General features: G+C 62.2%; 28 protein-coding genes. 24 read left to right on the top strand and 4 right to left on the bottom strand.

The features are described from left to right. The first annotated feature begins 64 nt into the window (after positions 1-64). The 5 genes from GPK89_RS00565 (at position 65) to GPK89_RS00585 (ending at position 5468) form a co-directional block, all read left to right on the top strand. Positions 65-859 (top strand): glycosyltransferase family 2 protein, encoded by a 795-nt coding sequence (locus GPK89_RS00565; RefSeq protein ID WP_215690670.1) that lies wholly within the window; start codon positions 65-67, stop codon positions 857-859. 13 nt (positions 860-872) lie between these two features. Next, positions 873-1901, top strand: a complete 1029-nt coding sequence (locus GPK89_RS00570) for an NAD-dependent epimerase/dehydratase family protein (RefSeq protein WP_215690671.1) — start codon at positions 873-875, stop codon at positions 1899-1901. A gap of 222 nt (positions 1902-2123) precedes the next feature. Then, complete coding sequence (locus tag GPK89_RS00575) at positions 2124-2876, top strand: NTP transferase domain-containing protein (protein WP_215690672.1); 753 nt, start codon at positions 2124-2126, stop codon at positions 2874-2876. Positions 2877-2973: 97 nt separating this feature from the next. Further along, positions 2974-4917, top strand: coding sequence for a lysylphosphatidylglycerol synthase transmembrane domain-containing protein (locus GPK89_RS00580; protein WP_215690674.1), 1944 nt, complete (start codon positions 2974-2976; stop codon positions 4915-4917). Further along, complete coding sequence (locus tag GPK89_RS00585; protein WP_215690675.1) at positions 4911-5468, top strand: HAD family hydrolase; 558 nt, start codon at positions 4911-4913, stop codon at positions 5466-5468. Before GPK89_RS00580 ends, GPK89_RS00585 begins: the two co-directional genes overlap by 7 nt. A 185-nt stretch (positions 5469-5653) precedes the next feature. Here the strand turns inward: GPK89_RS00585 and GPK89_RS00590 are convergent, their stop codons facing one another. Then, positions 5654-6610, bottom strand: coding sequence for a transketolase family protein (locus GPK89_RS00590; protein WP_215690676.1), 957 nt, complete (start codon positions 6608-6610; stop codon positions 5654-5656). Further along, on the bottom strand, positions 6603-7472 hold the full coding sequence (locus tag GPK89_RS00595; RefSeq protein WP_215690685.1) for a transketolase: 870 nt from the start codon (positions 7470-7472) through the stop codon (positions 6603-6605). The genes GPK89_RS00590 and GPK89_RS00595 overlap by 8 nt, the downstream gene beginning before the upstream one ends. Before the next feature lie 358 nt (positions 7473-7830). On the opposite strand from GPK89_RS00595, the gene GPK89_RS00600 reads away from it, so the two are divergent. Together GPK89_RS00600 and cls are read left to right on the top strand one after the other, a co-directional pair. Continuing rightward, the gene (locus GPK89_RS00600) at positions 7831-7983 is read left to right on the top strand and encodes a hypothetical protein (protein WP_215690688.1); all 153 of its coding nucleotides are present in this window, start codon (positions 7831-7833) and stop codon (positions 7981-7983) included. A gap of 75 nt (positions 7984-8058) precedes the next feature. Beyond that, the gene (gene cls / locus GPK89_RS00605) at positions 8059-9615 is read left to right on the top strand and encodes a cardiolipin synthase (RefSeq protein WP_252261386.1); all 1557 of its coding nucleotides are present in this window, start codon (positions 8059-8061) and stop codon (positions 9613-9615) included. Positions 9616-9661: 46 nt separating this feature from the next. Here cls and GPK89_RS00610 read toward each other — a convergent pair whose 3' ends face one another. Together GPK89_RS00610 and GPK89_RS00615 are read right to left on the bottom strand one after the other, a co-directional pair. Next, on the bottom strand, positions 9662-10849 hold the full coding sequence (locus GPK89_RS00610; RefSeq protein ID WP_215690690.1) for a S8 family serine peptidase: 1188 nt from the start codon (positions 10847-10849) through the stop codon (positions 9662-9664). Positions 10850-10874: 25 nt separating this feature from the next. After that, on the bottom strand, positions 10875-11252 hold the full coding sequence (locus GPK89_RS00615) for a hypothetical protein (RefSeq protein WP_215690693.1): 378 nt from the start codon (positions 11250-11252) through the stop codon (positions 10875-10877). Positions 11253-11471: 219 nt separating this feature from the next. Between GPK89_RS00615 and GPK89_RS00620 the strand changes: the two genes are divergently transcribed. The 17 genes from GPK89_RS00620 to GPK89_RS00700 all read left to right on the top strand — a co-directional run bounded on the left by GPK89_RS00620 (position 11472) and on the right by GPK89_RS00700 (position 24233). After that, complete coding sequence (locus tag GPK89_RS00620) at positions 11472-11888, top strand: sigma factor-like helix-turn-helix DNA-binding protein (RefSeq protein WP_215690696.1); 417 nt, start codon at positions 11472-11474, stop codon at positions 11886-11888. 142 nt (positions 11889-12030) lie between these two features. After that, positions 12031-12216, top strand: a complete 186-nt coding sequence (locus GPK89_RS00625; RefSeq protein ID WP_215690698.1) for a terminase small subunit — start codon at positions 12031-12033, stop codon at positions 12214-12216. Between the two features lie 33 nt (positions 12217-12249). Further along, a complete protein-coding gene (locus GPK89_RS00630; protein ID WP_215690701.1) occupies positions 12250-13494 on the top strand; it encodes a PBSX family phage terminase large subunit in 1245 nt (414 codons plus the stop codon). Between the two features lie 86 nt (positions 13495-13580). Further along, positions 13581-14954, top strand: a complete 1374-nt coding sequence (locus GPK89_RS00635; RefSeq protein ID WP_215690705.1) for a hypothetical protein — start codon at positions 13581-13583, stop codon at positions 14952-14954. A 36-nt stretch (positions 14955-14990) separates the two neighbouring features. Beyond that, positions 14991-15149 carry a hypothetical protein gene (locus GPK89_RS00640; protein ID WP_215690708.1) on the top strand — a complete coding sequence of 53 codons (159 nt, stop codon included), beginning with the start codon at positions 14991-14993 and terminating at the stop codon, positions 15147-15149. Between the two features lie 132 nt (positions 15150-15281). Beyond that, positions 15282-16136, top strand: a complete 855-nt coding sequence (locus GPK89_RS00645; RefSeq protein WP_215690712.1) for a N4-gp56 family major capsid protein — start codon at positions 15282-15284, stop codon at positions 16134-16136. Between the two features lie 12 nt (positions 16137-16148). Next, entirely contained in the window at positions 16149-16520 is a 372-nt protein-coding gene (locus GPK89_RS00650; RefSeq protein ID WP_215690715.1) for a hypothetical protein, read from the top strand. Continuing rightward, the gene (locus GPK89_RS00655; RefSeq protein WP_215690718.1) at positions 16513-16920 is read left to right on the top strand and encodes a hypothetical protein; all 408 of its coding nucleotides are present in this window, start codon (positions 16513-16515) and stop codon (positions 16918-16920) included. Before GPK89_RS00650 ends, GPK89_RS00655 begins: the two co-directional genes overlap by 8 nt. A 175-nt stretch (positions 16921-17095) precedes the next feature. Continuing rightward, on the top strand, positions 17096-17539 hold the full coding sequence (locus GPK89_RS00660) for a hypothetical protein (protein WP_215690721.1): 444 nt from the start codon (positions 17096-17098) through the stop codon (positions 17537-17539). Continuing rightward, positions 17536-18012, top strand: coding sequence for a hypothetical protein (locus GPK89_RS00665; RefSeq protein WP_215690723.1), 477 nt, complete (start codon positions 17536-17538; stop codon positions 18010-18012). Before GPK89_RS00660 ends, GPK89_RS00665 begins: the two co-directional genes overlap by 4 nt. Before the next feature lie 3 nt (positions 18013-18015). Then, complete coding sequence (locus GPK89_RS00670) at positions 18016-18471, top strand: V-type proton ATPase subunit E (RefSeq protein WP_215690726.1); 456 nt, start codon at positions 18016-18018, stop codon at positions 18469-18471. Next, entirely contained in the window at positions 18468-19040 is a 573-nt protein-coding gene (locus GPK89_RS00675) for a Gp15 family bacteriophage protein (RefSeq protein WP_215690727.1), read from the top strand. The genes GPK89_RS00670 and GPK89_RS00675 overlap by 4 nt, the downstream gene beginning before the upstream one ends. Positions 19041-19045: 5 nt before the next feature. Then, positions 19046-20572 (top strand): hypothetical protein, encoded by a 1527-nt coding sequence (locus tag GPK89_RS00680; RefSeq protein WP_215690729.1) that lies wholly within the window; start codon positions 19046-19048, stop codon positions 20570-20572. Between the two features lie 3 nt (positions 20573-20575). Next, entirely contained in the window at positions 20576-20923 is a 348-nt protein-coding gene (locus GPK89_RS00685) for a DUF6711 family protein (RefSeq protein ID WP_215690730.1), read from the top strand. Between the two features lie 57 nt (positions 20924-20980). Beyond that, positions 20981-22564, top strand: coding sequence for a hypothetical protein (locus GPK89_RS00690; RefSeq protein ID WP_215690731.1), 1584 nt, complete (start codon positions 20981-20983; stop codon positions 22562-22564). Continuing rightward, a complete protein-coding gene (locus GPK89_RS00695; protein ID WP_215690732.1) occupies positions 22561-24018 on the top strand; it encodes a hypothetical protein in 1458 nt (485 codons plus the stop codon). The genes GPK89_RS00690 and GPK89_RS00695 overlap by 4 nt, the downstream gene beginning before the upstream one ends. Continuing rightward, entirely contained in the window at positions 24015-24233 is a 219-nt protein-coding gene (locus GPK89_RS00700) for a hypothetical protein (protein WP_215690734.1), read from the top strand. The genes GPK89_RS00695 and GPK89_RS00700 overlap by 4 nt, the downstream gene beginning before the upstream one ends. The last annotated feature ends 20 nt before the right edge of the window (positions 24234-24253 follow it).

A 24253-nucleotide genomic window follows, 5' to 3' on the forward strand; every position in this document is an offset into this window, starting at 1 on the left:
CGGTGTGATGTATAATAATGCAGAGCGGTATGCCCGCCCCGATAATGATGCAAAGGAGCAGAACATGGAAAAACTGCTGGTATTTATCCCTGCCTACAACTGCGAAAAGCAGGTCACGCGTGTGCTTTCCCAGCTGTTGGATAAGCGCATTGCCCCCTGGGTGGGGGAGTGCATCGTGGTGAACAACCGCGCCACCGACGGCACCGAGAGCGCCGTGCAGGACTGGATGGCCCGCCACCCTGACGCCCCGGTGCGTTTGCTGCGCAACGACCAAAACTACGGCCTGGGCGGCAGCCATAAGGTGGCCTTCGGCTATGCGGCGGCCCATGGGTATGAGCATCTGGTGGTGCTGCACGGCGACGACCAGGGGGCCATTGCGGACCTGCTCCCGATTCTGGAAGATGGCACATACAAAAACTACGACTGCTGCCTCGGCTCCCGCTTTATGAAGGGCAGCAAGATCGGCGGGTACAGCGCCTTGCGCGTCGTGGGCAACCACGGCTTCAACTGGCTGTTCAGTGTAGTGGCCCGCAAGAAAATTACCGATCTGGGCAGCGGGCTGAACCTGTACGCAGTCGAGCCGCTGAAAACCGAGTACTACAAAAAGTTCCCGGATACGCTGTATTTTAACGACTGCATGATCCTGGCGCTCTGCCAGATGAAACAGCGGGTGCTGTTCTTCCCCATCAGCTGGCGCGAGGAGGATCAGGTCAGCAACAATAAGCTGACCAGCTTCGGCGTCAGCCTGCTCAAGCTCTGCGGGAAGTATCTGGCAGGGCCGAAGGCGTTTGTTGCGCGCGAGTGGCGCGACAACATTATTGAGGATTACAGCTACGAGGTCGTAGCGTCCAACCTGTAAGGAGGTTTTTGCAATGAAGGTTCTGGTAACGGGTGCAGCCGGGTTTATCGGCGGTCAGCTCTGGCACAAGCTGTGGCAGCGCGGCGATGAGGTCGTGGGTATCGACAACTTTTCCTACGGCAATCTGGACAACCTGAAGTTTGACGACCATGATTTCGGTGCCGAGGTGCGGAAGATGGATATCCGCGACAAGGCCGGGATGCTCCAGCTGTTTGAGGAAGAAAAGTTCGAGGTCGTGTACAACATTGCGGGCATTGCCCCCCTGCCGGACTGCCAGAGCGACCCTGTGCAGGCCATCGAGGTCAATACGCTGGGCCTTGTGAACCTGCTGGAGGCAGGCCGCCGTACCGGCATCCGGCAGCTGGTGCAGGCCTCCACCAACGCTATGTATGAGAACGAGACTGAGTTCCCGACCGTGGAGTCGAAGTTCAACCCGCCGACGCTGATCTACCCCAACACGAAGTACTGCGGCGAGCGGTTTGCCCAGAGCTTTGCCGACACCTACGGCATGACCGTGACCTGCCTGCGCTTTGCCAATGTCTACGGCCCCCACATCGACTGCCTGCGCAAGCAGCCGCCGTTTGTGGGCTACATGATCCGCGAGCTGTACTATGACCGCACGCCGGAGTTCCACTCTGACGGCAACCAGCGCCGCGATTATATCTATGTCGATGACCTGATCGCGCTGGCGCTGCGCGTGGTGGAGCAGCCCCAGAAGGGCTTTGACGCGGTGAATGTCTCCAGCAACCGCAGCTATTCCGTTAAGGAGCTGTATGCCATTGCCAGCCGCCTGATGGACAAGAGCATCGAGGCCAAGTACTGCCCGAGCAGCCATTATTGGGCCAAATATCCCGAGCTGTACGGCGGGGCCTACGGCATCAAGCCGGAGATCCTTGACCATGAGGTGAACAAGTTCAGCCAGTGCGACAACACCCACGCCCGCGAGGCCTACGGCTGGCAGCCGCAGGTGGACATCGAGACAGGCCTGAGCCGGGTCATCGAGGCAGAAACGAAGATGCTGGCGGAAAAAGATAAGAAATAATAGATAAAAGATAATAAAAGATGGGGAGTTTTGACCTGAAGGTCAAAACAAAATTGTAGGGGAGGATTCCATATCCGCCCGCGGCGTTGCCCAAAGCAGAATGGGCGCATATGGAATGCGCCCTTACGGTCGTAGAGAAATTTTGAAGCGGTGCGCCAGCACCGCGAACCACCATTTTTATTATCTATTATCTTTTATCTATTATTTAAAAAGGAGCTTCTTATGAGTAAGCTGCATTTGATTTTACCCATGGCCGGTCGGGGGAGCCGCTTTTTTGAAAACGGATTTGTCTGCCCGAAGCCATTGATTGAAATTAACGGAAAGCCGTTCTTTTACTGGGCGGCGCGCAGTATTGAGAAATATGTGGACTGCGCCGACATCACCTTTGTTGTGCTGCAGGAGCATATCCGCGACTTTGCGATTGACGAAAAGATCCGGACATACTGGCCTGAGGCGCGCATCATTGCCCTGCCGGAGGTGACCGAGGGGGCGGCTGTCACGGCACTGAAGGGCTGCGAGGGCCTGCCCGACGGTGAGCCGATCCTTTTCAATGATTGCGACCACCTGTTTATCTGCAGCGCGTTCAATGCGTTCTGCGAAAAGGGCCGCTTTGCCGATGGCCCTGCGGGGGCGCTGCTGACCTTTGAGAGCGATTCCCCGGCCTACAGCTACCTGCAGTACGGCGCGGACGGCAATGTCTGCCATACGGTGGAAAAGCAGGTCGTCAGCCATGACGCCATCTGCGGCGCGTATTATTTTAAGGATAAGCGCACCTACGCCGACGCCTGCGCCGAGTACCTAAAAAACTGCGAATACAAGGAGTTTTTTGTCTCCGGCATCTACAATGTGCTGGCGGCGCAGGGCGCAAAAATCGCGAGCTTTGCCTGCGACCTGCACCTGCCTTTCGGCACGCCGGACGAGTACCGCACCGCCGAAGCGCCTGAAAATCGCGCCGGGTTTGACGAGCTGGGGTGACAATGAAAGTCTGCTGTCCGGTTGTGATCCTGCCTGCGGCGGGGATCATCTATGCGGTGATGAAAGATAAAAAGAAGCGGGAGAGGGTCACGGACTGATGATCGGACTATATTTTGTGTTGGCACTGGCGCTGGTGCTGGTGGGCCATACCTTCCGTCTGCTGCGGTGGGAGCAGTTCATCCGCATTTATGAGCGGCCGATGCGTGGGCGGATGCTGCGCGGTATGGCGGGCGGCTATGCGCTGAACTTTGTGCTGCCGTTCCATCTGGGCGATGTGTTCCGCGCGGTGTTCACCGGGCGGAGGATGAAGAGCGGCATCGGGTTCAGCCTGGCTACCGTCATTATGGACCGTTTTTTGGATGTGTGGTTCGTGGCGCTGGGGTTCATTGGTTTCTGGGCTGCTGGGTTTGGCGGCGAGGTCGTACACCGCGCGGCGCGGTATTACTTGGTGTTCTCGCTGGTGCTGGCCGTGGGGCTGGTGCTGGTGGTGCTGCTGCGCGACTGGCTGAAAAAAATCTGCCTGGCGTTCTGCGGTATCTTCAACGATACGCTGAAATTGGATGGCATGATGTTCTTTTGGAGCCTCATCAACACCTTCAAGGACCTGGGCCGCGTCAAGATCGGGCGGCTTGTGGTGAACACACTGGTCATGTGGGCGGCGTACCTGGGTTCCTATGGGGCGCTGGCGGCGGCGCTGACGGCGGCGGGTCAGCCGATGCAGCTGGTGGATGTGTTTGACCTGCTGTTTGGCCGCAACGCGGCGGATTTGGCGGCGCTGCTGCCCGGCGGGATGCTGGGCGGTGCGGCCCCGATGGTGCGCGGCCTGTTGGTGCTGTGGTCGGTACTGCCGCTGGTCATCATGTGGGCGGCGACGCTGCTGCCCGAAACGGTGCGCGGCGCAGTGAACCACGCTACCCAGGCGGCCCCGGTGGGGGAAAATTACTTAAATCTGCTGCCCCAGGCCGACGAGCACGACCGCGCGGCGTTTTTGAGCAAGTATTTCGGCCTGGAAAACAAGGATTATGTCAAGCGGTTCTTGCAGATGAACCGGGATATCACGATTTTGCAGGACTATTCGGCGGGATCCAACGCCACGACGATGCTCTGCATGGACAAGGAAACGACGTTCTACCGCAAATATGCCTTTGGCAAGGACGGCGACAAGCTGGCTGAGCAGCTGGATTGGCTGCGGGCGCAGCAGAGCCGCCTGCCGCTGTGTGATATCCTGCGCAGCGGCGAGGACAACGGTTATTGCTGGTATGACATGACATACAGCCCGCAGGCGGTGGGTATGTTCCGCTACCTGCACTCCAACCCCGTGGCGAACAGCCAGCGCATTTTGCGGGAAGTACTGGATACGCTGGAAGAAAAGCTCTACAAGCCCACGGCCTGCCCGGCAGATGCGGAAAAAATTGAGCGGTACATCGAAACAAAAGTGGACGGAAACCTGAAAAAACTGCACGACGATCGCGCCCTGCGGGAATTGATGGGGTATAGCACGCTGCGCATCAACGGCACGACCTACCGCAACCTGAACCAGCTGGGGTGGATGTTCGACCATGAGCGGCTGCGCAAGCTGTTTGCGGGGGACCCGGTGGGCACCATCCACGGCGATTTGACCATTGAAAACATCATCTGCCGCACTGACACGGACGGATGGTACCTCATCGACCCGAACACTGGCAACTTGCACGAAAGTCCGTTCCTGGATTATGGCAAACTGCTGCAAAGCCTGCACGGCAGCTATGAGTTCATGATGAAAACACCCCGGGTGACGGTGCAGGATGACCGCATCGACTTCCAGCTGACGCGGTCGGCGGCCTATGACGCGCTGCTGACGGCCATGCTGGACGACCTGAAAGCCCGCTACCCGCGGGAGCAGGTGGAGAGCATCCTGATGCACGAGGTTGTCCACTGGCTGCGGCTGATGCCCTACAAGCTGGCGAAGGACCGCAAACGCGCGCCGATGTTCTACGCCGGGCTGGTGATGGTGGCCAACGATGTGGCCGATTTTGTACAGGGAGAGGGAAAACTATGCTGATCTGTGTGGACCTGGACGGCACGCTGCTGGACACCGTACCCGCCAACGCGGCGTCCTACCGCGCGGCACTGGAAGAGCTGGGCTTTACCGTGACCGATGAATACTACGCCGAGCGCTGCAACGGCGGGCACTACACGCGTTTTTTGCCGCCGCTGATGGGTGGTACACCCAGCACCGCCGATGTAGAGCGGGTACACGACCGCAAAAAGGCGCTGTACAGTGACTTTTTGGACGTGGTGCGGCCTAATACGGCGTTGATGGAGATACTGCGCACGATGCAGGCCGCCGGGCATGACCTGGCCTGTGTGACCACCGGAAGCAAGCAGAACGCCACCGAGGTGCTGGAGCATTTCGGTGTGCGGGAACTGTTTGGGCTGATCGTGACCGGCGAGGACGTGGAAAAGCAGAAACCCGACCCTGAAGGATATTGCAAGGCGATGGCACATTTCCGCGTGACACCTGCCGAGACGATGATTTTTGAGGATTCGGGCATTGGGCTGGAAGCAGCCAAGGCCAGCGGAGCGACCGTATTTAGGGTGGAGCAGTTCTAAGGCAACACCGCACAATTCCCGCCTTGCGGCTTAAGCACCGCTCCGGCGGCTGCGGAAAGGCCCGGCAAAGCCCCTCCGCTTTCGCTCGGTACCTCCCCTGGGGGGCGTCAAGGACGCCGCCACCTACAACAAAAAACAGCCCTTGAGGAACTTATCCTCAAGGGCTGTTGGGTTATTTGGGGAAATTACTTGTTTTCGGGGCGGACCATCTCGCGGATGACGTTGACGATGTTCTCGGCGGAGAGGCCGTAGTCACGCAGGACCTCGTTCGCGGGGCCGGAGTGGCCGAACTGATCCTGGACGCCGATGCGGCGCACGACGCAGGGCAGCTTCTCGCTGACAACAGCGCAGACAGCCTCGCCCAGGCCGCCGATGACGCTGTGCTCCTCGACGGTGATGATGCGGCCGCACTCGCGGGCGGCGGTCAGGATGATCTCCTCATCGATGGGCTTGATGGTGGGCATATTGATGACGCGGACGTTCATGCCCTGGCGCTTGGCCAGCACGGCGGCGCGCAGTGCCTCGTTGGTCATCAGGCCGGTGGAAATGACGGCGATGTCGTAACCGTCGGTCAGCTTCTCGCCCTTGCCGATCTCGAACTCGTAGGTCTCCGGGTCATGGAAAACCGGCGTGGCCAGGCGGGAAAAGCGCAGGTAGACAGGGCCCTGGTAGTTGTAGGCGGCGATGACGGCGGCGCGGGCCTCGACATCGTCGGCCGGGCTGATGACGACCATTCCGGGGATGGAGCGCATCAGGGCGATATCCTCGCAGCACTGGTGGGAGGCGCCGTCCTCACCGACAGACAGGCCGGCGTGGGTGGCGGCAATCTTCACGTTCAGGTGCGGGTAGCCGATGGAGTTGCGAATCTGCTCAAAGCCGCGGCCCGCCACGAACATGGCGAAGCTGGAAACAAAGGGCACATAGCCCATCGTGGACATACCGGCGGCGACGCCCACCATGTTCTGCTCGGCAATGCCGCAGTCAAAGTGGCGCTCGGGGTAAGCCTTGCGGAAAATCTCGGTCTTGGTGGCGGCGGCCAGGTCGGCGTCAAAAACCACCAGATTGTCAGCGCCCTGCTGGGCCAGCTCTACCAGCGTATTGCCGTAGCTGACGCGGGTAGCAATTTTCTTGATATCAGCCATTGTTGAACTCGATCTCCTTTTCCAGCGAAGCGTGAGCGGCGCGCAGCTCAGTCATTGCCTGTGCATATTCCTCGTCGTTGGGGGCTTTACCGTGCCAGTCAACGGCATTCTCCATGTAGCTGACGCCCAGACCTTTGGTGGTGCGCAGCAGGAAGCAGGTGGGTTTGCCGCTGCCGTGGGACAGGTCAAACATCTTAAAAGCCTGCTCCAAATCGGAAAAGGAATTGCCGTTGCAGACGATGGTGTTGAAGCCGAAGGCATCCATCTTCTTGTCCAGCGGCTCAGAGTTCATGACGTCGCGGGTCGCGCCGTCGATCTGCAGGCCGTTGACATCGACCATGATGCACAGGTTATCCAGCTTGTAGTGGTTGGCAAACATGAAAGCCTCCCAGCACTCGCCTTCCTCGATCTCGCCGTCACCCAGCAGGGTGTAGACGTTGATGTCGGAGCCGCTCTGCTTGGCGGCCAGCGCCATGCCGCAGGCGGCGGAAACGCCCTGGCCCAGGCTGCCGGTGCTCATATCGACGCCGGGCACGGTGTTCATGTTGGGGTGGCCCTGCAGATAGCTGTTGGAATGGCGCAGCGTGGGCAGGTCGGCGACCGGGAAGAAGCCGCGCTCCGCCAGCGTGGCATACAGGCCGGGGGCGCAGTGGCCCTTGCTCAGCACAAAACGATCCCGGTTGGGATCCTGGGGCTGTTCGGGGTCAATGCGCATTTCACGGAAATACAGGTAAGTAAGGACGTCCGCCGCGGACAGGCTGCCGCCCGGATGACCGCACCCGGCACCGTGGGTGGCTTCGATCACACCCATGCGCACGCGGGTCGCAGTCAGTTTCAACTGCAGCGTTTCCAGTTTTGTCATAGCTAAGCTCCTCCGGTCACTAATGCTGAAATTGGGCAGTATTGAGAGATACTGCTACACAATATACTACTATATATTATACACGTTTCGTAAAATCTCGCAACATTTTTTTACAAATTTCATGGAAAATCAGCCCCTTTGCATCCAAAGTGCAAAAAGTGAGGGACAGCAAAGCCTTTTGTTATGCGGCCTTTGTGCGTTGTGCCAAAAAATGGGGCGAATCGTACATAAACTACGGCGAAAAATACCTTGCGCCCGGCCGGATTTTATGGCATAATTGGGGTACAGCCGCGGTGCGGGACGCCATGATGTGGCACATCCGCCCGGCCCACACTACTATATCTGGGAGGGAAAGAGCGTGCCCAATGGAATTTATATCCAGACTGAGTACCACGGCAAACTTATCCGCAAAATCGTCTGTAATGGGGACGAGCGCTGGTTTATCGGCTCCAACTGCGCCGTGACGTTTCTGTCTATGACAGACTGCATGGCTGCCATTGACCGTCTGTAAGAAATTCTGAATGCAAGGCCGCACGCCGTCCCCCTGTGGGATGGGTGCGGTCTTTTTTGCTATTGAGGTGTGCTTATGAAAAAACGGAATTGGCGGCTGATGCTGCGCAGGGTGCTGAACCTGGTGTTCAGCCGCCTGGTCATCACGGTAACACTGGTGCTGCTGCAAGTGTTCTGGCTGTTCTCGGTGTTCCACTGGCTCGACGCCTATTCGACTTGGCTCAACGGCGTGGGGCTGGCGCTCAGCGTCATTATGTGCCTGGCGCTTATCCGGCAGGATTCCACCGCGCCGGAGTTTAAAATCAGCTGGATGATCATTTTTATGCTTATGCCGGTACAGGGCGGGCTGCTCTACCTGCTGTGGGGCAACAAGCGCCCGGCGCTGGGCCTGCGCCACCGGCTGGAACGCGCCGAAACCGCCATGGCCCACACCCGGCGCGAGGACCCTGCCGCTGTGGCTGCCCTGCGGAAGCAGAACCCCCGCGCGGCCGAGACAGCGCGCTATCTGCACGACTACGCCCCCGCGCCGTTGTGCGGGGACACGGCGGTGAAATACTACCCCGATGGCCAGAGTATGTTTGCCGATATGCTGCCCGCGCTGCAAAGTGCCGAGCACAGCATCTATGTGGAGAGCTTTATCATCGGCATGGGCGAGATGTGGGGGCAAATTCACGAGATCCTGCGCCAGAAAGCCGCCGCAGGGCTGGACGTGCGGGTCATCTACGACGATGCGGGCTGCCTGAGCCTGCTGCCCCACAACTACGCTGAAATGATGCGGGCCGACGGCATCCGGGCGTTCAGCTTCAACCGCTGCGTGCCGCTGCTGAATTTGGTCATGAACAACCGCGACCACCGAAAGATCATGGTCATTGACGGCAAAATCGGCTTTACCGGCGGCGTGAACCTGGCGGACGAGTATATCAACAAATTGGAGCGGTTCGGCTACTGGAAGGACAGCGGCGTGCGGCTGAAAGGCCCCGGTGCGACTGCGCTGGCGAACATCTTTTTGACGTTCTGGAAAGCGCAGTACCCCGACGAGGAAATCGACATGGACCGCGACCTGCCGCTGGCCGCGCCGGTCAAAACGGACTGCCTGGTGCAGCCTTTCGCTGACAGCCCGGTGGACCGCGAGGCCGTGGCGAAAAACGTCTACCTGGAACTTATCAACCAGGCGCAGCGGCGGCTGTACATCTGCACGCCGTACCTGATACTGGATAACGACCTGCTGACCTGCCTGCGGCTGGCAGCCAAGCGCGGCGTGGATGTGCGCATCTACACGCCCGGCGTGCCCGACAAGCCGACAATTTATCAGCTGACGCGGAGTTATTTCCCGCATCTTTTGCGGGCGGGGGTGAAGATTTACAGCTACACGCCGGGCTTTTTGCACGCCAAAACCTGGCTGGTGGACGACCGCATTGCGGCAGTGGGTACCGTGAACCTGGATTATCGCAGTTTGTATTTACACTTTGAGAACAGTGTGCTGATCTACGGCGGGGCTGTGCTGGAAGATGTGCGGAAAGATTTGGCGGAAATTGAGCGGGAGAGCAAAGAATTGACGCTGGGGGATTGCCGCACCGGGTTTGTGGGGACAATGTATAGTGCGGTGCTGAGGTTGGTGGCACCGTTGTGCTGAGGAAGAACGCTTTGCAGGGGCGAACAATGTTCGCCCCTGCAATTTTTTACGTGTATCGGTTTTCTACGGCTTCTATAAATTTTACGGGGTCGATCATGCGGGCACCGTCGGCGGTTGGGGCTGCGGTGGAGACAAGCAGGGCAAGCATTTCCTCATTGGTGAGGGCGGGGGCGACCTGCCAGCCCAGCGCCATTACTCCGACGCAGTAGGGGATGCCCCAGCTCAAGCCGCCCTGCACGTCATATCGGTAGCCGCACTGCTCGGAAATGTATTCCTCGGCTACGGTGCGGTAGGCGCAGGGCACGCCCACATAGTTTGGATTTTTCCTGGCGAGGGGGGTGATAAGGAAAGCCCCGGGCTGGCCCATCCGGCAGGCTGCGGGGGTATCCCGCTGGGCTGGGTCGAAGGCGGCAAGACCCGGCACGAGACGCGCAGAGCCTGCGCTTGCGCCTTGCACGGTCAGTACCAGAAGGCCCGCGTCCTCGGCGTCGGAAAGAGCCGCCTGCCAGAGGCCGGCGTTTTCAAAAAAACTGGCATCCCCCGGATTGGCAGACACCGACACGGCACGAATTTTTTCGCTTTCCGGCAGGGTATCATTTAAGGCAAGGATGTAATGAAGGGCGTCGGCGTAGGGGCGGCTGTCGGCTGTGCCGGGCGTGACCGCGTAATAGATATGTGCGCCCGGCGCAACGCCGATCGTTTTTCCCGCCAGAATGCTGGCCACGGCGGGGCCGTGCATGGTGCCCTCGTCCGTATAGCCGCCTGCGTCGTAATAGTCAACGATGGCGTCGGAAATTTCGGGATGGTCCGTCAGCAGTGGCTGGTCGATGATGGCAACATTGACGCCCTGCCCGGTGATGCTGCGGGCCTGCAGCGACCGCACACCGAGGCCGGGGTCTCTGCCCGCTTCCAGTAATGCGGCGGTTTCCTCCTCGGCCCCGGCAAGGACGGTGCGGTCATTGAAAGAGTAGGTGTTGAGGCTGAGGCGATCGTATTCGCCAGGTTGGTAGGTCTGCTTTTGATGCGCGGCGTCCCAAGACAGTTCCGGCAGGTAGGATAGGTCGCTGTACGGGGCCGGGACGGAGAAGGGCACCGTGGTGGGAGTCGCTGCGGGTGCTTCTGTCGGCGCAGGGGCAGAAGTCGGCGCAGGCGAGGCCGCAGGGACGGAGGTTTGCGCGGCCGTGCAGGCGGTCAGCACCAGCAGACAGGTGGTGAGGAGGAAAAAGTGTTTCATGGAGAGATCCCTCGCTATAAAAAGGTCAGGAGCCGCTGGGGCCGCGGGAACTGACGCTTGCAGGCGGGGCGGCGGTGTAAAAGACGGTGCCGTTTACGGTGCTCTGTGTCATGCCGACGAGGTCGAGCAGCTGGTTTTCCGTGTAGGGGGCAGCGTCCAGCTTAGGGGACGTGCAGCGGTAGACGCCGTCGGAGATCGAGAGGATACCACGCTTTGTCAGGCGGGCCAGCGATTTTTCCAGCATCTGTGAGTCGCAGGGATAGCCCTTTTCGGTGAGAGCCGCCGCGAGCTGAGCGGCGGTGCGCGGCTTATCCCTGAGCAGGAGGGCCAGGGCGAGCTGCTGCCCCCGGAGGCGGTATGGGAGCAGACCGCAGCGGAGCCAAATACCTTTTGCACACTTCATGTTGGAACACTCCTTTTTCTCGTAGTATCGTCATCGTAGCATGGATAGGAGAGGGTGTCAAGCACGGGAAATGAAACATGGAGTGGAAGTCCTTTTTTTGGTACTGCCAAAAAGAAAATGCGGGAAAGCTATTGACAACGGATAGTTGTTGATATAGGATGGAGATAACCAACAAAGCCTGACAGGGAAGCGAAACGTGCAAATAAGGGAGGACGGACAATGACATACCAAGAAAAGATGAAGTGGTTGGGGCGGTATCAGGCGGCGCTGAGCTACCAGCATATGCTGGAGGATGAGATCGAGGTCCTGCGCAGTGATGCCGAGCGTGTGACTACCTGCATGAGCGGGATGCCCGGGCGCGGCGGGCCTAACGTCGACCGGCTGCCGCGGGCGGTGGAACGCATCGAAAAGGCGCAGAAAAAGCTGGCGCAGCAGCTGGACAGCTGCCTGGAAACGCGGATGGAAGTCATGCACAGCATCATGGCCCTGGGCGATACCGCCGAGCAGGAAGTACTGCGCCGCCGCTATGTGATGGGCCAGAGCTACACCGATATTGCCAATGCGATGGGAGTAGTGCAGCGCCGGGTCTACCAGCTGCACAAGGCGGGTGTGGAGAAGGTGGAACTGCGGAGCTGAAAACATTTCAGTAAATTTCGCAAAGGTTTCGCGGAATTTCATTGCATTTCACAACTAACGGTGGTAACATGGTAGCATCGAAACTCGTGAGAGGAACCAAATCCTCCCGCGAGTTTTTTTATACCCAAAAGGAGGGATGCCGTTGTGCGAAATCAATGAAGAGCACGTCCTGGACGAGCTGGCGGAGATCGCCTTTGCCACCCCCGGCGAGGAGGGCGGCCTGCCGGTCAAGGTGGCCGACAAGCTGCGGGCGCTGGAGATGCTGTACAAGCATCTGGGTCTGGGCGACGGCGCGAAGGATGAGGGGGTGGTCATTGTGGATGAGTAAAGACAGAAGAAAGAAAAGAGAGGGGGCGCGGGGGTGAAGATCCGGCTGAAAGAGAAGATACCGGCGGTGTTCTGGCCGGTGCATCAGGCGATACGACGCGGCGAGGTGACGGAGGTCGTGGCCAAGGGTGGGCGCGGGTCGGGCAAGTCAAGCTATCTTTCGATGGAGCTGGTCTGGCAGCTGCTGCGCCACCCGGACTGCCACGCCGTGGTGCTGCGCAAAGTGGGCGGCACACTGCGCAACAGCGTGTACAACCAGATCGTATGGGCCATCGGTGAGCTGGGCTGCGCGGGGTATTTCCGCTGTACGGTCAGTCCGATGGAGTGTACCTACCTGCCCACCGGGCAGAAGATTTTGTTCTTCGGGTTGGATGACCCTGGCAAGCTCAAAAGTCTCAAGCTGCCGTTTGGCGCTGTCGGGCTTTGTTGGTTTGAGGAGCTTGACCAGTTCGACGGTCCCGAGGAAGTGCGCAACGTCGAGCAGACTGTCCTGCGCGGCGGCAGCTGGACCCTGACGCTGAAAAGCTTCAATCCGCCTGCCATGGCCCGGAACTGGGCCAACCGCTACGCGCTGGAGCAGCGCCCCGGCAAGCTGGTCCACCACTCCACCTACCGCGATCTGCCGCAGGAAATGCTTGGCGCACGGTTCTGGGCCGACGCCGAGCACCTGCAAAGTACGAACCCGGCGGCCTATCGCCACGAGTACGGCGGCGAGGTCGTGGGCAGCGGCGCGGCGGTGTTTGAGAACTTGCAGCTGCGGGCCGTGACGGATGCCGAGATCGAGCGGTTCGACCGGGTGTACCACGGCGTGGACTGGGGCTGGTACCCCGACCCCTGGGCCTACAATGCGGTGTATTATGACGCCGCGCGGCGCACGCTGGTGATTTTTGACGAACTGACGCGGAACCGCACGCCCAACCGCGAGACGGCCCAGCTGCTGGTGGAGCGCGGCCTGACCGACCCGGACAGCGGCACACTGACGGCGGACGCCGCCGAGCCGAAATCCTGCGCCGACTACCGCGCCGCCGGACTGCCCTGCCGTGCGGCCCAGAAAGGCCCCGGCAGTGTGCGGCAAAGCATGAAGTGGCTGCAAGGGCTGGCGGCTATCGTCATTGACCCGGTGCGCTGCCCGGCCACGGCGGCGGAGTTCAGCGAGTACGAGTACGACCGCGACCCCCACACCGGCGAGGTGCTGGCGGGCTACCCGGATGTGAACAACCACCACATTGACGCGGTGCGGTACGCAGTGGAGGGGGTGTGGAGGCGGAGAGGGGCGTGAAAAGGCGCGGAGAATGTAGGGGCCGCCTATGTGCGGCCCGCAAATGTAAGGCAGACGACCGCTTATGGGAAAGCGGAGGGCCGGACATGCCCGACCCCTACGAAGCAGGGAAGGGGAGGCAAAGAGATTTGAAAGGAGAGGATGAATTGCAATCGTATCTGGAACAAGCGTTTGGAAAAAGCGATGTTACATCGGTGAAGATGCGGGCGGCACTGCGGGAGTGGCTGGACTTGTACTACGGCACGCCCCGCGCAGGCGAGGACGCTGCGCCCCGGCTGGCGGCGCTGATCGTGGGCAAATTATGCCGCACCGTTTTTGCCGAGTACGAGACCCGGCTGCCCGAAAACGCCGGGCAGCCCATGCGGTGCAGCCTGGCTGCACTGAACGCCATCGCAAAGCCCGCCATGCAGTACGCACTGGTGGGCGGTGAATGCCTGCTGAAACCTGTACCGAAGGACGGCGCATTCGACTTTGTACCCATCCGGCGCGACTGCTATGTGCCACTGGCGCGGGATGCCCACGGGCGCATTCTGGCTGTGGGTACGATGGAGCGCCACAGCTGCGACGGCCGCCAATATGCGCTTCTGGAACGCCGCACGGCCGGGGCTGAGGGACTGACCATCGAGACGCGGCTGTTTGAGCTGAACGGTCAGGCGCTGGGCCGCTGCGTGCCGCTGGCCACACTGCCCGCCTGTGCCGACCTGGTCCCTCAGCTGATGCTGCCCGGCGTGCAGGGCGTGGGGCTGGCTGTGCTGCGCACCCCGCTGATGAACTGTGTGGACGGCAGCGCCGACGCGGTGAGTATCTACGCCCCGGCGGCGGGCCTGCTGCACGCCCTGGCCCGCTGCGAGGAACAGCTGAACACCGAGTTCGCCAACGGCGCGTCCCGGGTGTTTGCGTCGGAGGATCTGCTGCGGCCCGATGCCCAGGGGCGGCGCGCGCTGCGAGATGATCTGTTCGTCGGCCTGCCGGACGACCCGGCCAATGTGGGCGTGACCGTGTACAGCCCCGCCCTGCGGGAGCAAAGCTACCTGGCCCGCAAGCAGGACCTTTTGCGCGGGTGTGAGAGTCTGCTGGGGCTGCGGCGCGGTATTTTGAGCGAGACCGAAGCCAACGCCGACCCGCGCACGGCCACCGAAATTGCCGCAACGTCGGTGGACTACGATTTGACCATCCGCGATTTGCAGGGCGCGTGGGGCGCTGCGGTGCAGGACGCCATGGTGCTGTGCGGCACGCTGGGAGCCCTGTATGGGCTGGAATTTCATACCGACGCCGTTGTCCCGGCTATCGACTGGGGCGACGGCGTTTTGTATGACCGGGCGCGCATCTGGGCCGAACAGCGGGAGATGGTGGACGCCGGACTTTTGCGCCCCGAGCTGGCGCTGGCCTGGTATTTTGACCTGCCCTGCGGCAGCGAGGCAGAGCTGAAGGAGGTGAGGGAGAAGTTTATGCCGAAGTGAGAGAAGAGAGAAGAAAGAAGAGGGAGGTGAGACAAGATGGACGAGCAGAGCAGGCAGACCCCCGCGCCCTATGCGGCAGGCACCGGCAGTGTGCCGGTAGCCCCCGACCGTGCCGCGTTTGACCGGATGGGATACCGCGAGCGCTTGGCACTGAAGCGGGAAAACCCGGAGGTGTATCAGGAATTGAAGAAGTAGGGGGCCATCCCCCTGCCGCGGAGGGGTCAAGACCCCCCCTACAATGCGACCGAAAATGAGGCAGCTATCAAAAAGTTGAGGGCCGGGCATGCCCGGCCCCTGCCATGTGATTATCAAAAAGGAGAAAATTTTATGTCTGATTTTATTACCAAACTGTCCGATATGATCGACCCGGAAGTCATGGGGGATATGGTGTCCGCGCGCATCCCGAAGAAGCTGCGCGTCGCACCCTTTGCTAAAATTGACGATACGTTGGCGGGCGTGCCCGGCGATACCATCACCGTGCCCGCCTACACCTACATCGGCGACGCTGCCGACGTGGCCGAGGGCGGCGAGGTCGCCATCGAGAAGATGACGACCTCCACCCGCAAGGCTACCATCAAGAAGGCCATGAAGGGCATCGGTCTGACCGACGAGGCGGTGCTGTCCGGCTATGGCAACCCGGTGGGCGAGGCCAATACCCAGCTGGCGCTGGCCATCGCTGCGAAAATCGACAGCGACTGCATGGACGCTTTGCAGACCGCGAGCCTTGTCTACGACGGCAGCAAGGAGAACATCAGCTACAACGCCATTGTGGACGCCGTGGATCTGTTTGAGGAGGAGATGGGCTGTTCCGACAAGGTGCTGTTCATCCACCCCAAGCAGGTGACTCAGCTGCGCAAGAATCCCGACTTTTTGAGCGCCGACAAGTACACCCCGGGCGTCAGCCTGACCGGCGAGATCGGCATGATTGCAGGCTGCCGCCTGGTGCCCAGCAAGAAGGTCCCGCTCACCGGCGGCGTCTACGCCTGCCCCATCGTCAAGCTGGAGGCCGACCCCGAGGTCGATGACGAGATTCCGGCCCTGACCATCTACCGCAAGCGTGAAGTCAACATCGAAACCGAGCGCAAGCCCAAGACCCGCACCACCGAGATCACGGCTGATGAATTCTACGTCGCTGTGCTCTCCAACGAGGCCAAGGTGGTGCTGGCAAAGTTCAAGGCGTAAGGGGGCGGGAGCGTGCCGGATTACACCTATTACACCGAGAAATACCTGGGCGAGGATATCCCTGAGGCTGCCTTCCCGCGGTTCGCCCGCCGTGCGGCGGAAGAACTGGCCCGAATGCAGAACATCTACCCCATGGCCCCGTGCAAGGGCATCGAGCCGGACACGGCCTACGCCATGGCGGTGTGCAGCATCGCGGATGCGATGTATGAGTTCGCGCAGGAGGACGAGGCCCGGGGCCTGGCGAAGGTCAGCGTGGGCAGCGTGAGCGAGACCTACACCGCACCGCCCCAGCTGTGCGCCGCCACGCTGGCCCTGCGGGCGGGCCACTACCGTCACGAGGCAGGCTATTACTACGAGATCGGACGGTGGCTGCCCCATGCGTAAAAACCGGCTCTGCGGCGAGACCGTGACGCTCTACCACCCGGATCCGGCGGCGCAGACCGTTTGCCGCCGGGTGCTGCGGGGCGTGAGCTGGCAGCAGGGCCGGCGCGAAAAGCCCGATGCTGCCGGGACAAAGCAAGGCACGGCGCTGCTGCTGGTCATCCCCGAAGCGGCGGGGCAGTACGGCGCGGACTACACGCTGGACCCCGGCGATCGGGTACTTTTGGGCGAGGGGCCGGGCGTGGCCTGGGCCGATTGGCCCGGCTTTGTGCCCGCTGCTGTGGCGGGGCTGGCGGTTGTGGCCTATGTGCTGCCGCTGCGCCTGCGCGGGCGGGTGCATCATGTGGAGGCCGGTGCCTGGTGGAACGCCAGCGGCACCGGGGCCCACAGCTTGACGAGGTGAAAAAACCTTTGGCTTCTCCCTCGGGGGAGAAACTGCCGCCCGCAGGCGGCTGATGAGGGGCGAGCCGGCCGCTGCTGCACGGGAAAGGGACGCCGGGTGGCAGGCTGCCCCTCATCCGGGCCTGCGGGGCCACCTTCCCCAAAAGGGGGGAAGGCTTAGAGATAGGAGGACTACCATGCTGCAAAAACTCTACGCATTTCTGGCCCGGGCACCGGCCCTGGCCGGGATCACGCTGGCGGTGGGGGATGCAGGTCCCGCGCCAGGCACGGCGGGGCTGTGGTGCAAGGGCGTCACGGTGCTGGAACAGAGGGAAAACCTGCTGGGCACCGTGAGCCAGCGCTGCCGCGCCGAGTTCACGCTGCGCCTCTGCCTGCCGCTGCCGCCCGGGGACAGTGCCACCGCTGCCGAAAACGCCGCCCACCTGCTGGCTTTGCAGACCTGGGTGGCCGCCGAGTGTGCGGCGGGCCGTGCCCCGGTCTTTGGCAATGCCGACCCGGCCCGGGAGACCCTGCGGGCCGAGCAGGGCAAACTGGAACGCGCCGACGCAGGCGGCACCGCCGTGTACAGCCTGCGCATCCGCGCCGAATACACACAACTTTATACGGAGGAAACCCCATGAAAATTGAACGAAAATACATGGCCCACTACCTGAACGCCGCCTTTGGCAAGGGCGAGGCCGACTACACCCGCCTGGGGCAGGACCTGGAAGAGTACGCCCCCGAACTGACTGCCAACGTTGAGAAAAAGTCCAACATCCTGGGCCAGACGTCGGTGGTCATCGACGGCTACCAGAAGCAGGGTGAGGTCAGCCCCTACTACGCCGAGGAGGGCGACCCGCTGTTTGAAAAATTGCAGGGGATCATCGACGGCGACCTGGTACTGGACGACCTGAAAACCGACATCGTCGAGGTCAAGCTCTGGAGCAAGGACACGGCCGGGGCCTACCCCGCCGTGCGCGAGGAATGCTACATCGAGATTGTCAGCTACGGCGGCGATACCACCGGCTACCAGATCCCCTTCAACATCCACTACACCGGCGTCAAGACCAAGGGTACGTTTGACCCGGCAAGCAAGAAATTTACGGAGGCATGATGAATGAAAAAGCTGAACATTGACACCGGCGTGGAGGAATTTTCCGTCAATGGGCAGGGCGTACTGCGGTTCAACCCGGCTGACCCGAACCTCTACCACCGCTTTTTTGCGGCGGGCCGGACGCTGAACGACTACGATGCCGCCCTGACGAAGGCCTTGCAGACTGTCGAGGGCGACGAGCAGGCCTGCGCCGCGGCGGGGCTGCGCCTGCTGAACGAGTACGACGGCAAAATCAAGGCGCTGCTGACCGGCATCTTTGGCCCCGAGAACGACTTTGACGCGATTCTGGGCGGTGTGAACCTGGCGGGCGTGGGGGCCAATGGCAAGCGCGTGGTGCAAAACCTGCTGGAAGCCCTGACGCCGATTCTGCGTGAGGGGGCTGAGCGCCGCCTGAAAGCCGCCGCCGACACTGCAGAACGTGAGGCCGCTGCCGCCCGCGCGGCCCGGGGCGCGGTATGACAGGCCCCTGGACGCTGCCGACGCAGGCCGCGCTGGGCGGCGGGGCATATGCCATCCGCACCGACTACCGGGACATTTTGGAATTGCTGCGCTGGCTGGGCGGCCAGGCCGACCCGGCGCTGGATCAGGCCGAGCGGTGGTACGTGGCGATGGGACTGTTCTACCCGGAATTTGACGCCATGACGCAGGATGTTTGGCCGGAGGCAACGCGCTTTTTAGCGGAGTTCCTGGCGGCGGGCCGCAGAGAGGAAACCCGCCCCGGCCCCGCGCTGATGGACTGGCAGCAGGACGCGCCGCTGATTGCGGCCGGCATTGGCCGGGCGGCGGGGCAGGATGTGCGCACGCTGCCCTACCTGCACTGGTGGAGCTTCCTTGCGCTGTTTGACGCCATCGGCGAGGGGAGCTTTGCCACGGTGGTGGCCATCCGGGACAAGCTGCGGCGCGGCAGACGGCTGGAAAACTGGGAGCTGGATTTTTACCGCACCCACCGCACCATGGTGGAATTGCGCCCGGCAGCCACCGCAGAGGAGCAGGCTGAGAAGCAGCGGCTGTTGGCAATGTTGGGGTGAAAGGAGTGAACAAAACGACAAACATAATTTTTGACGAACTATCGACGCTGCGGCTGCCGTCCGGCAGCTTGCAGACGGCGCTGGATAAGGTGGCCGCGGCGCTGGGCAGCGTGGGGGATGCCGGGCAGCAGGCGCGGCAGGTAGTGGACGAGCTGCGGGCATCCTTGCAGGCAGCCGCCGTGCAGGGCGTGAAGTCCGCCCGCAGCCTTGCCAAATTTGATGAGATCAACCGTCTGTCCGCCCCGGCAGCGGAAAAGACCGCCGCTTCCACCAAAGAAAAACAGGCGGCCCAAGCCGCCGCCAAAGCGGCAAAATCCACCGCCGGCACCGCGGCGGGCAGCACCCGCCGCAGCGGTAAGGCTGGGACGGATGCAGCCGAGTTTTCCGCCGTGTGGCAGCAGGTACTCACCCAGCTGCGCGGCATCTGGGCAGATTTTTGGGCCTACCTGCAAGGTTTTTTCGCGCCGTTCGTCACAGCCTGGCAGACGGTGTGGGCGGGCCTTGGCGCGGCGGTGAGCAGCGTTTGGGAGCCGCTCTGGGCAGAGCTTTCCACCGTGGTCACGCCTGCGGTGGAACTGCTGGACACAGTCTGGCAGGGGCTTTGGCAGGGAGTGCAAAACGCCTGGGCCGTTTACGGTCAGCCGATTTTGGAGGGGCTGGCCCAGGGGTGGCAGAACGTGGTGAGCATCCTCTCGGCGCTGTGGGGCGGCGTGGTGCAGCCTGTATTTTTGCAGCTGTTTGACCTGCTGGCGGCGCTCTGGTCGGCGCATCTGCAGCCTCTTTGGAACGAGCTGACCGCTTGCCTGGGTGCGGTGGCAGCGCTGCTGCTGACGGTCTGGAACACGATCCTGGCCCCGCTGGTGCAGTGGCTTATTGCCACGCTGGCCCCGGTGGCCGTGCAGGTGTTCACGGCGGTGGGCATTGCCGTGACCGGTGCGGCGGGTATCATTGCCGATGCCATCACCCTTGCGCTGGCGGTGCTGCGCGGCCTGGCCGACTTTTTGACCGCTGTGCTGCGGGGCGAGTGGGACGCTGCCTGGAACGCCATGGCCGCGACCGTCTCGACCGTGTGGGGACGCATCGTCTCCATCGTGCAGACGGCGGTCTCCACGGTGCTGGGCGTCGTGCGCAGCATGGTCAGCGCCATTGCGGCGGCTATCAATGGGCTGCTGTCGGCCATCGGGCGCGCCAAGTCGATGGCGGGCAGTGTGCTCAGCGGTGCGGGGCAGCTGCTTACGGCGCAGGCGGCATTGCCCGGGCTGGGGTATGCTGCGTCGATGCCCATCCCGGCGCTGGCGCAGGGCGCAGTCATCCCGCCCAACCGCCGCTTTCTCGCTATGCTGGGCGACCAGACCGGCGGCACGAACGTCGAAGCGCCGCTGTCCACCATCAAGCAGGCCGTGGCGGAAACGCTGGCCGGGTGGCAGGGCGGCGACGGCCAGCCCATCAACATCTATATTGGCGAGGAGCTGCTGGACAGCGTCATCGCCAACAGCCAGAACCGCCGTGCCCTGCGCAGCGGTGGGAGGTAACTCATGGATATTCTGGTCATTGACGGCGTGGCGCTGCCCACGCCCAACGAGTACAAGGTGCAGCTCTCCGACCTGGACAGCAGCGGCACCGGCCGCACCGAAGATGGAATTTTGGTGCGCGAGCGGGTGCGCGGCGGCGTGGCGAAAATCAGCGTCAGCTGGGCCGCATTGAGCACGGCGGACTGCGCCAGGGTGCTGAACGCCACCGCCCCGGACAGTATGCAGGTGGCCTACTTTTTTGGCGGGACGCGCACCGCCAAGATGTACGCGGGCGACCGCACCGCCGACCTGAAGGCCGCCCGTGAGGGCCGGGCCGTGTGGGAGGTGGCGGTGAATCTGATCGAATACTGATTTTGCAGGGGCGGATGCAAGCATCCGCCCCTGCAACCAAACGGGAGGTGAACCATCATGTACCCTGTATCGGAACGATACAAAACCGCCATCCGGGCGCGGGCGCGGACGGACCGGGTGGTCGGCACGCTGACCCTGACCGACGGCACGGTGCTGGCGCTGGGCGTGCAGGACTTCATGAGCGGATCGCTCACGCTGGATAACCAGTGCGTCACCGGGGAGGAACTGGCCTTCGGCTGCGTCTACCTGGGGCAGGCGGCGTTCAGCCTGCGCACGAGTTTGAGCCGTTACGCCTTTTACGGTGCCAAGATTGTGCTGCGGTACGAATTGCAGCTGCCCGGAGGCAGCTGGGAGGCCGTCCCTCTGGGCGTTTACACGGTGGCCGAGGCCGAACGCAGGGCGCTGTATGTGAGCATCAAGGCGTATGACAACATCCTGCCGCTGCAAAGCCGCTGGGACGGCACGGCCATCCAGGGCAATGCCTATGAGATGCTGGCGCAGATCGCCGACGGCTGCGGGCTGGAACTGGGCCAGACGGCGGAGGAAATCGCCGCGCTGAACCCCAACGCTGCCCTGGCCTGCCAGTTGAGCGCCGCCGACGGCCTGACGACCTGGCGGGACTGCGTGGCGGCCATCGCCCAGCTGTTGGGCGGCTTTGGCACGGTGGACCGCGCCGGGCGGCTCGTTATCCGGCAGTTTGCCAAGACAAGCTGCGTTTCGCTGGGGGCTGATGCCCGCAGCGAGGCGGGCGTGTCGGACTTCCGCTGCCACTATGCGGCGCTGACCGTGGCAACGCAGAGCGGCAGTTACGCCGCAGGCGGTGGGCAGGACACCGGCCTGACGATGGCGATTGCCGATATGCCGCTGGCCGAGAAGGGCCTGCCCGACACGCGGCAGGGCATCACCGACAACCTGTTTGCCGAGCTGCGGCAGCTGGACTACACCCCGGCCACCGTGACGATGCCCGGCGACCCGGCGCTGGAACCGGGCGACCGGGTGGCGCTGCCCCAGGCTGACGGTACGGCCCCCGAAATGCTGGTGACGCATTTTGTCTGGCACTACCATGGCCGCCAGACACTGAAAAGCGTGGGGCGCAACCCTTACTTGGCCAACAACAGCGATGGTACGACGGAGAAGCTGCTGCGCAAAGTGCAGAACAGCGCCGAGAGCAAACGGCTGGTGTATTACAGTTTTACGAATACGGCGGCGCTGACCGTACGCACAGCGGAGACTCCGGCTGTGTCCATCGCCTTTGCGGCGGTGGAGGACACGAGCGCCATGTTCCTGGCCCAGCTGCTGCTGACCGCCGAGCCGGAGGGCGGCGACCCGCTGACACTGGAAGTGCGGTACTATGTAAATGAAGTGCGGGTGGAAAACTTTACCCCGCAGCAGCGGCTTTTGGCGGGGGCGCACACGCTGGCGCTGTTTTACCCCTTCGCCAGTGTTGAAGCCAATGCGGCCAAGCGGCTTTCGGTGCGGCTGGTCTGCACCGGCGGCACGGTAAAAATTGCGCCCTACAGCATCAAGGCCACCGTGACCGGCCAGGGCATGGCCAGCGAGCTGCCCTGGGACGGCACGCTGCAATTTGAGGAGCTGCTGATGCCGCTGCAACTGACAGAAAGAAAGGTGATTTTGGAATGAAACTGCACGGCCACGCCCGCCTGGAACTGACGGATGTGCACACCGGGGAAGTAGAGGTGGTGGAGAGCGACAACCTCATCACGAACGCGGTGAGCGATATTTTCAACGGCTACGGCGGCAGCCTGAACAAGGCCATGCTGCTGTGGCGCGGCGATACCGGCTACACCGGCGCACCGAAGGATTTGATCTCGATGTTTTACGGCGGGCTGCTTTTGTACGATACCGCGCTGGGGGCCGAGCCGGGCACCCTGTTTGCCCCGGCGGCTGCAGGCGTGGTGGGCACGGCGCGGTGCAATGTCGTCAACACCACCAAAAACACGACCCGCGGCAGTGCCAACCTGACCGAGACGAACATCGACCCGGCGGGCGGCGTGGTGAGCTACGTCTATGAGTTTGCCACGAACCAGGCCAACGGCATCATCCGCTCGGTCTGCCTGACCCACCCGATGGGAGCGCTCTACTCCGAGATGACGGAGGCCCCCGACGCCAGCCCGACGAACATTGATCGGCTGGCCTTCGGCGGGGCACTGGGCGGCGACCAGCTGCTGACCGGGCTGCTGGCGACCGATTGCTATCCCACGAACGAGAAGGGGGTGCTGCTCTACGTGGACCCGGCGGCAGATGAGGCCGTGGCGGGCCGGGTGGATGTGGAGAACGCTGCGCTGGAACTGCGCCACCACTGCCTGGGGCTGCATACCCTGGACCTCTTCCGCCGCGATACGGCGGGCACCTGGGACAGCCTGCTGCGCACCGAGACGCTGGATATCACCGACTTTTTGCAGGATGTTTCGGCCAACGCCGGGCGGTACTGCCGTCTTTGCTTTGACGCCGAGGCCGACAAGCTGTATCTTGTCTCCATCCCGGCGGGCAGCAGCATTGCGGTGGGGGCCAGTATCAAAGTGCGGGAGTACGACCGAAAGACGCTGGCCGCCAAGGACTATACCGTGCCCAACAACACCGGCGGCACGCTGCGCGGCCTGGTCAGCGAGAGCCGGGCCACGCCGCTGAACGGTACGGTCTACGGCGGCAGCCTGTACATGACGGATCCGGCGACCTACCAGATCTACCGCTTCCCGCTTAGCGATCCCACCGACGTGCAGGCCGTCACGATGCACAGCGATTATATGCAGCCGCTGTGCGACGCCCACGACGGGCGGCTCTACTGTTACTACCGCACCCGCGGCGTCGTGCTGAACACCGAGAAGAACGAGCTGTTCTCCTGCGAGGCGGCGGGGTATGACACGGCCAGTTCGGGGTTCTCGACCACCGTGCCGGTGCTGGGGGAGCCTGCCGTACCGCTGCGCCGCTATTTGAGCGACAACCGCATCCGCACGGAACGGGTGCTGCGGGCCAACTACCTGGCCACCATCAACGACCTGCCCAAGGCGGTGGAGAAAACCGCCGATAAGACGATGAAAGTAATCTACACCCTGCGGAAAGGAGAAGACGCATGAAACTGATCGAAGAAACCTGGAAAACCGGCACCGCCTATGAGGTGCTGCTGGTGGCCGACAAGGCCCCGGCAGCACTGCCCGCCAGCGGCAAGGACGTGGACGGTATGAACGACGCCCACACCTTTGCACCGATGTCGGTTTTGTATGTGGTGGACCCGGCGGCAGCGCATAAGTTCTACGTGGCCGACGAGTCCGGCCGGTTTGTGGGCCAATAAAGCCCGAAAAAGGAGTGTGT

Source organism: Gemmiger formicilis (assembly GCF_018784445.1).
Lineage (GTDB): Bacteria > Bacillota > Clostridia > Oscillospirales > Ruminococcaceae > Gemmiger.

Excerpts from the sequence above, each read along its gene's own strand:
- GPK89_RS00565 (WP_215690670.1), top strand. The coding sequence starts at position 65 with ATGGAAAAACTGCTGGTATTTATCCCTGCCTACAACTGCGAAAAGCAG.
- GPK89_RS00570 (WP_215690671.1), top strand. The coding sequence starts at position 873 with ATGAAGGTTCTGGTAACGGGTGCAGCCGGGTTTATCGGCGGTCAGCTC.
- GPK89_RS00575 (WP_215690672.1), top strand. The coding sequence starts at position 2,124 with ATGAGTAAGCTGCATTTGATTTTACCCATGGCCGGTCGGGGGAGCCGC.
- GPK89_RS00580 (WP_215690674.1), top strand. The coding sequence starts at position 2,974 with ATGATCGGACTATATTTTGTGTTGGCACTGGCGCTGGTGCTGGTGGGC.
- GPK89_RS00585 (WP_215690675.1), top strand. The coding sequence starts at position 4,911 with ATGCTGATCTGTGTGGACCTGGACGGCACGCTGCTGGACACCGTACCC.
- GPK89_RS00590 (WP_215690676.1), bottom strand. The coding sequence starts at position 6,610 with ATGGCTGATATCAAGAAAATTGCTACCCGCGTCAGCTACGGCAATACG.
- GPK89_RS00595 (WP_215690685.1), bottom strand. The coding sequence starts at position 7,472 with ATGACAAAACTGGAAACGCTGCAGTTGAAACTGACTGCGACCCGCGTG.
- cls (WP_252261386.1), top strand. The coding sequence starts at position 8,059 with ATGAAAAAACGGAATTGGCGGCTGATGCTGCGCAGGGTGCTGAACCTG.
- GPK89_RS00610 (WP_215690690.1), bottom strand. The coding sequence starts at position 10,849 with ATGAAACACTTTTTCCTCCTCACCACCTGTCTGCTGGTGCTGACCGCC.
- GPK89_RS00615 (WP_215690693.1), bottom strand. The coding sequence starts at position 11,252 with ATGAAGTGTGCAAAAGGTATTTGGCTCCGCTGCGGTCTGCTCCCATAC.
- GPK89_RS00620 (WP_215690696.1), top strand. The coding sequence starts at position 11,472 with ATGACATACCAAGAAAAGATGAAGTGGTTGGGGCGGTATCAGGCGGCG.
- GPK89_RS00635 (WP_215690705.1), top strand. The coding sequence starts at position 13,581 with ATGCCCGACCCCTACGAAGCAGGGAAGGGGAGGCAAAGAGATTTGAAA.
- GPK89_RS00640 (WP_215690708.1), top strand. The coding sequence starts at position 14,991 with ATGGACGAGCAGAGCAGGCAGACCCCCGCGCCCTATGCGGCAGGCACC.
- GPK89_RS00645 (WP_215690712.1), top strand. The coding sequence starts at position 15,282 with ATGTCTGATTTTATTACCAAACTGTCCGATATGATCGACCCGGAAGTC.
- GPK89_RS00655 (WP_215690718.1), top strand. The coding sequence starts at position 16,513 with ATGCGTAAAAACCGGCTCTGCGGCGAGACCGTGACGCTCTACCACCCG.
- GPK89_RS00660 (WP_215690721.1), top strand. The coding sequence starts at position 17,096 with ATGCTGCAAAAACTCTACGCATTTCTGGCCCGGGCACCGGCCCTGGCC.
- GPK89_RS00665 (WP_215690723.1), top strand. The coding sequence starts at position 17,536 with ATGAAAATTGAACGAAAATACATGGCCCACTACCTGAACGCCGCCTTT.
- GPK89_RS00670 (WP_215690726.1), top strand. The coding sequence starts at position 18,016 with ATGAAAAAGCTGAACATTGACACCGGCGTGGAGGAATTTTCCGTCAAT.
- GPK89_RS00675 (WP_215690727.1), top strand. The coding sequence starts at position 18,468 with ATGACAGGCCCCTGGACGCTGCCGACGCAGGCCGCGCTGGGCGGCGGG.
- GPK89_RS00685 (WP_215690730.1), top strand. The coding sequence starts at position 20,576 with ATGGATATTCTGGTCATTGACGGCGTGGCGCTGCCCACGCCCAACGAG.
- GPK89_RS00690 (WP_215690731.1), top strand. The coding sequence starts at position 20,981 with ATGTACCCTGTATCGGAACGATACAAAACCGCCATCCGGGCGCGGGCG.
- GPK89_RS00695 (WP_215690732.1), top strand. The coding sequence starts at position 22,561 with ATGAAACTGCACGGCCACGCCCGCCTGGAACTGACGGATGTGCACACC.
- GPK89_RS00700 (WP_215690734.1), top strand. The coding sequence starts at position 24,015 with ATGAAACTGATCGAAGAAACCTGGAAAACCGGCACCGCCTATGAGGTG.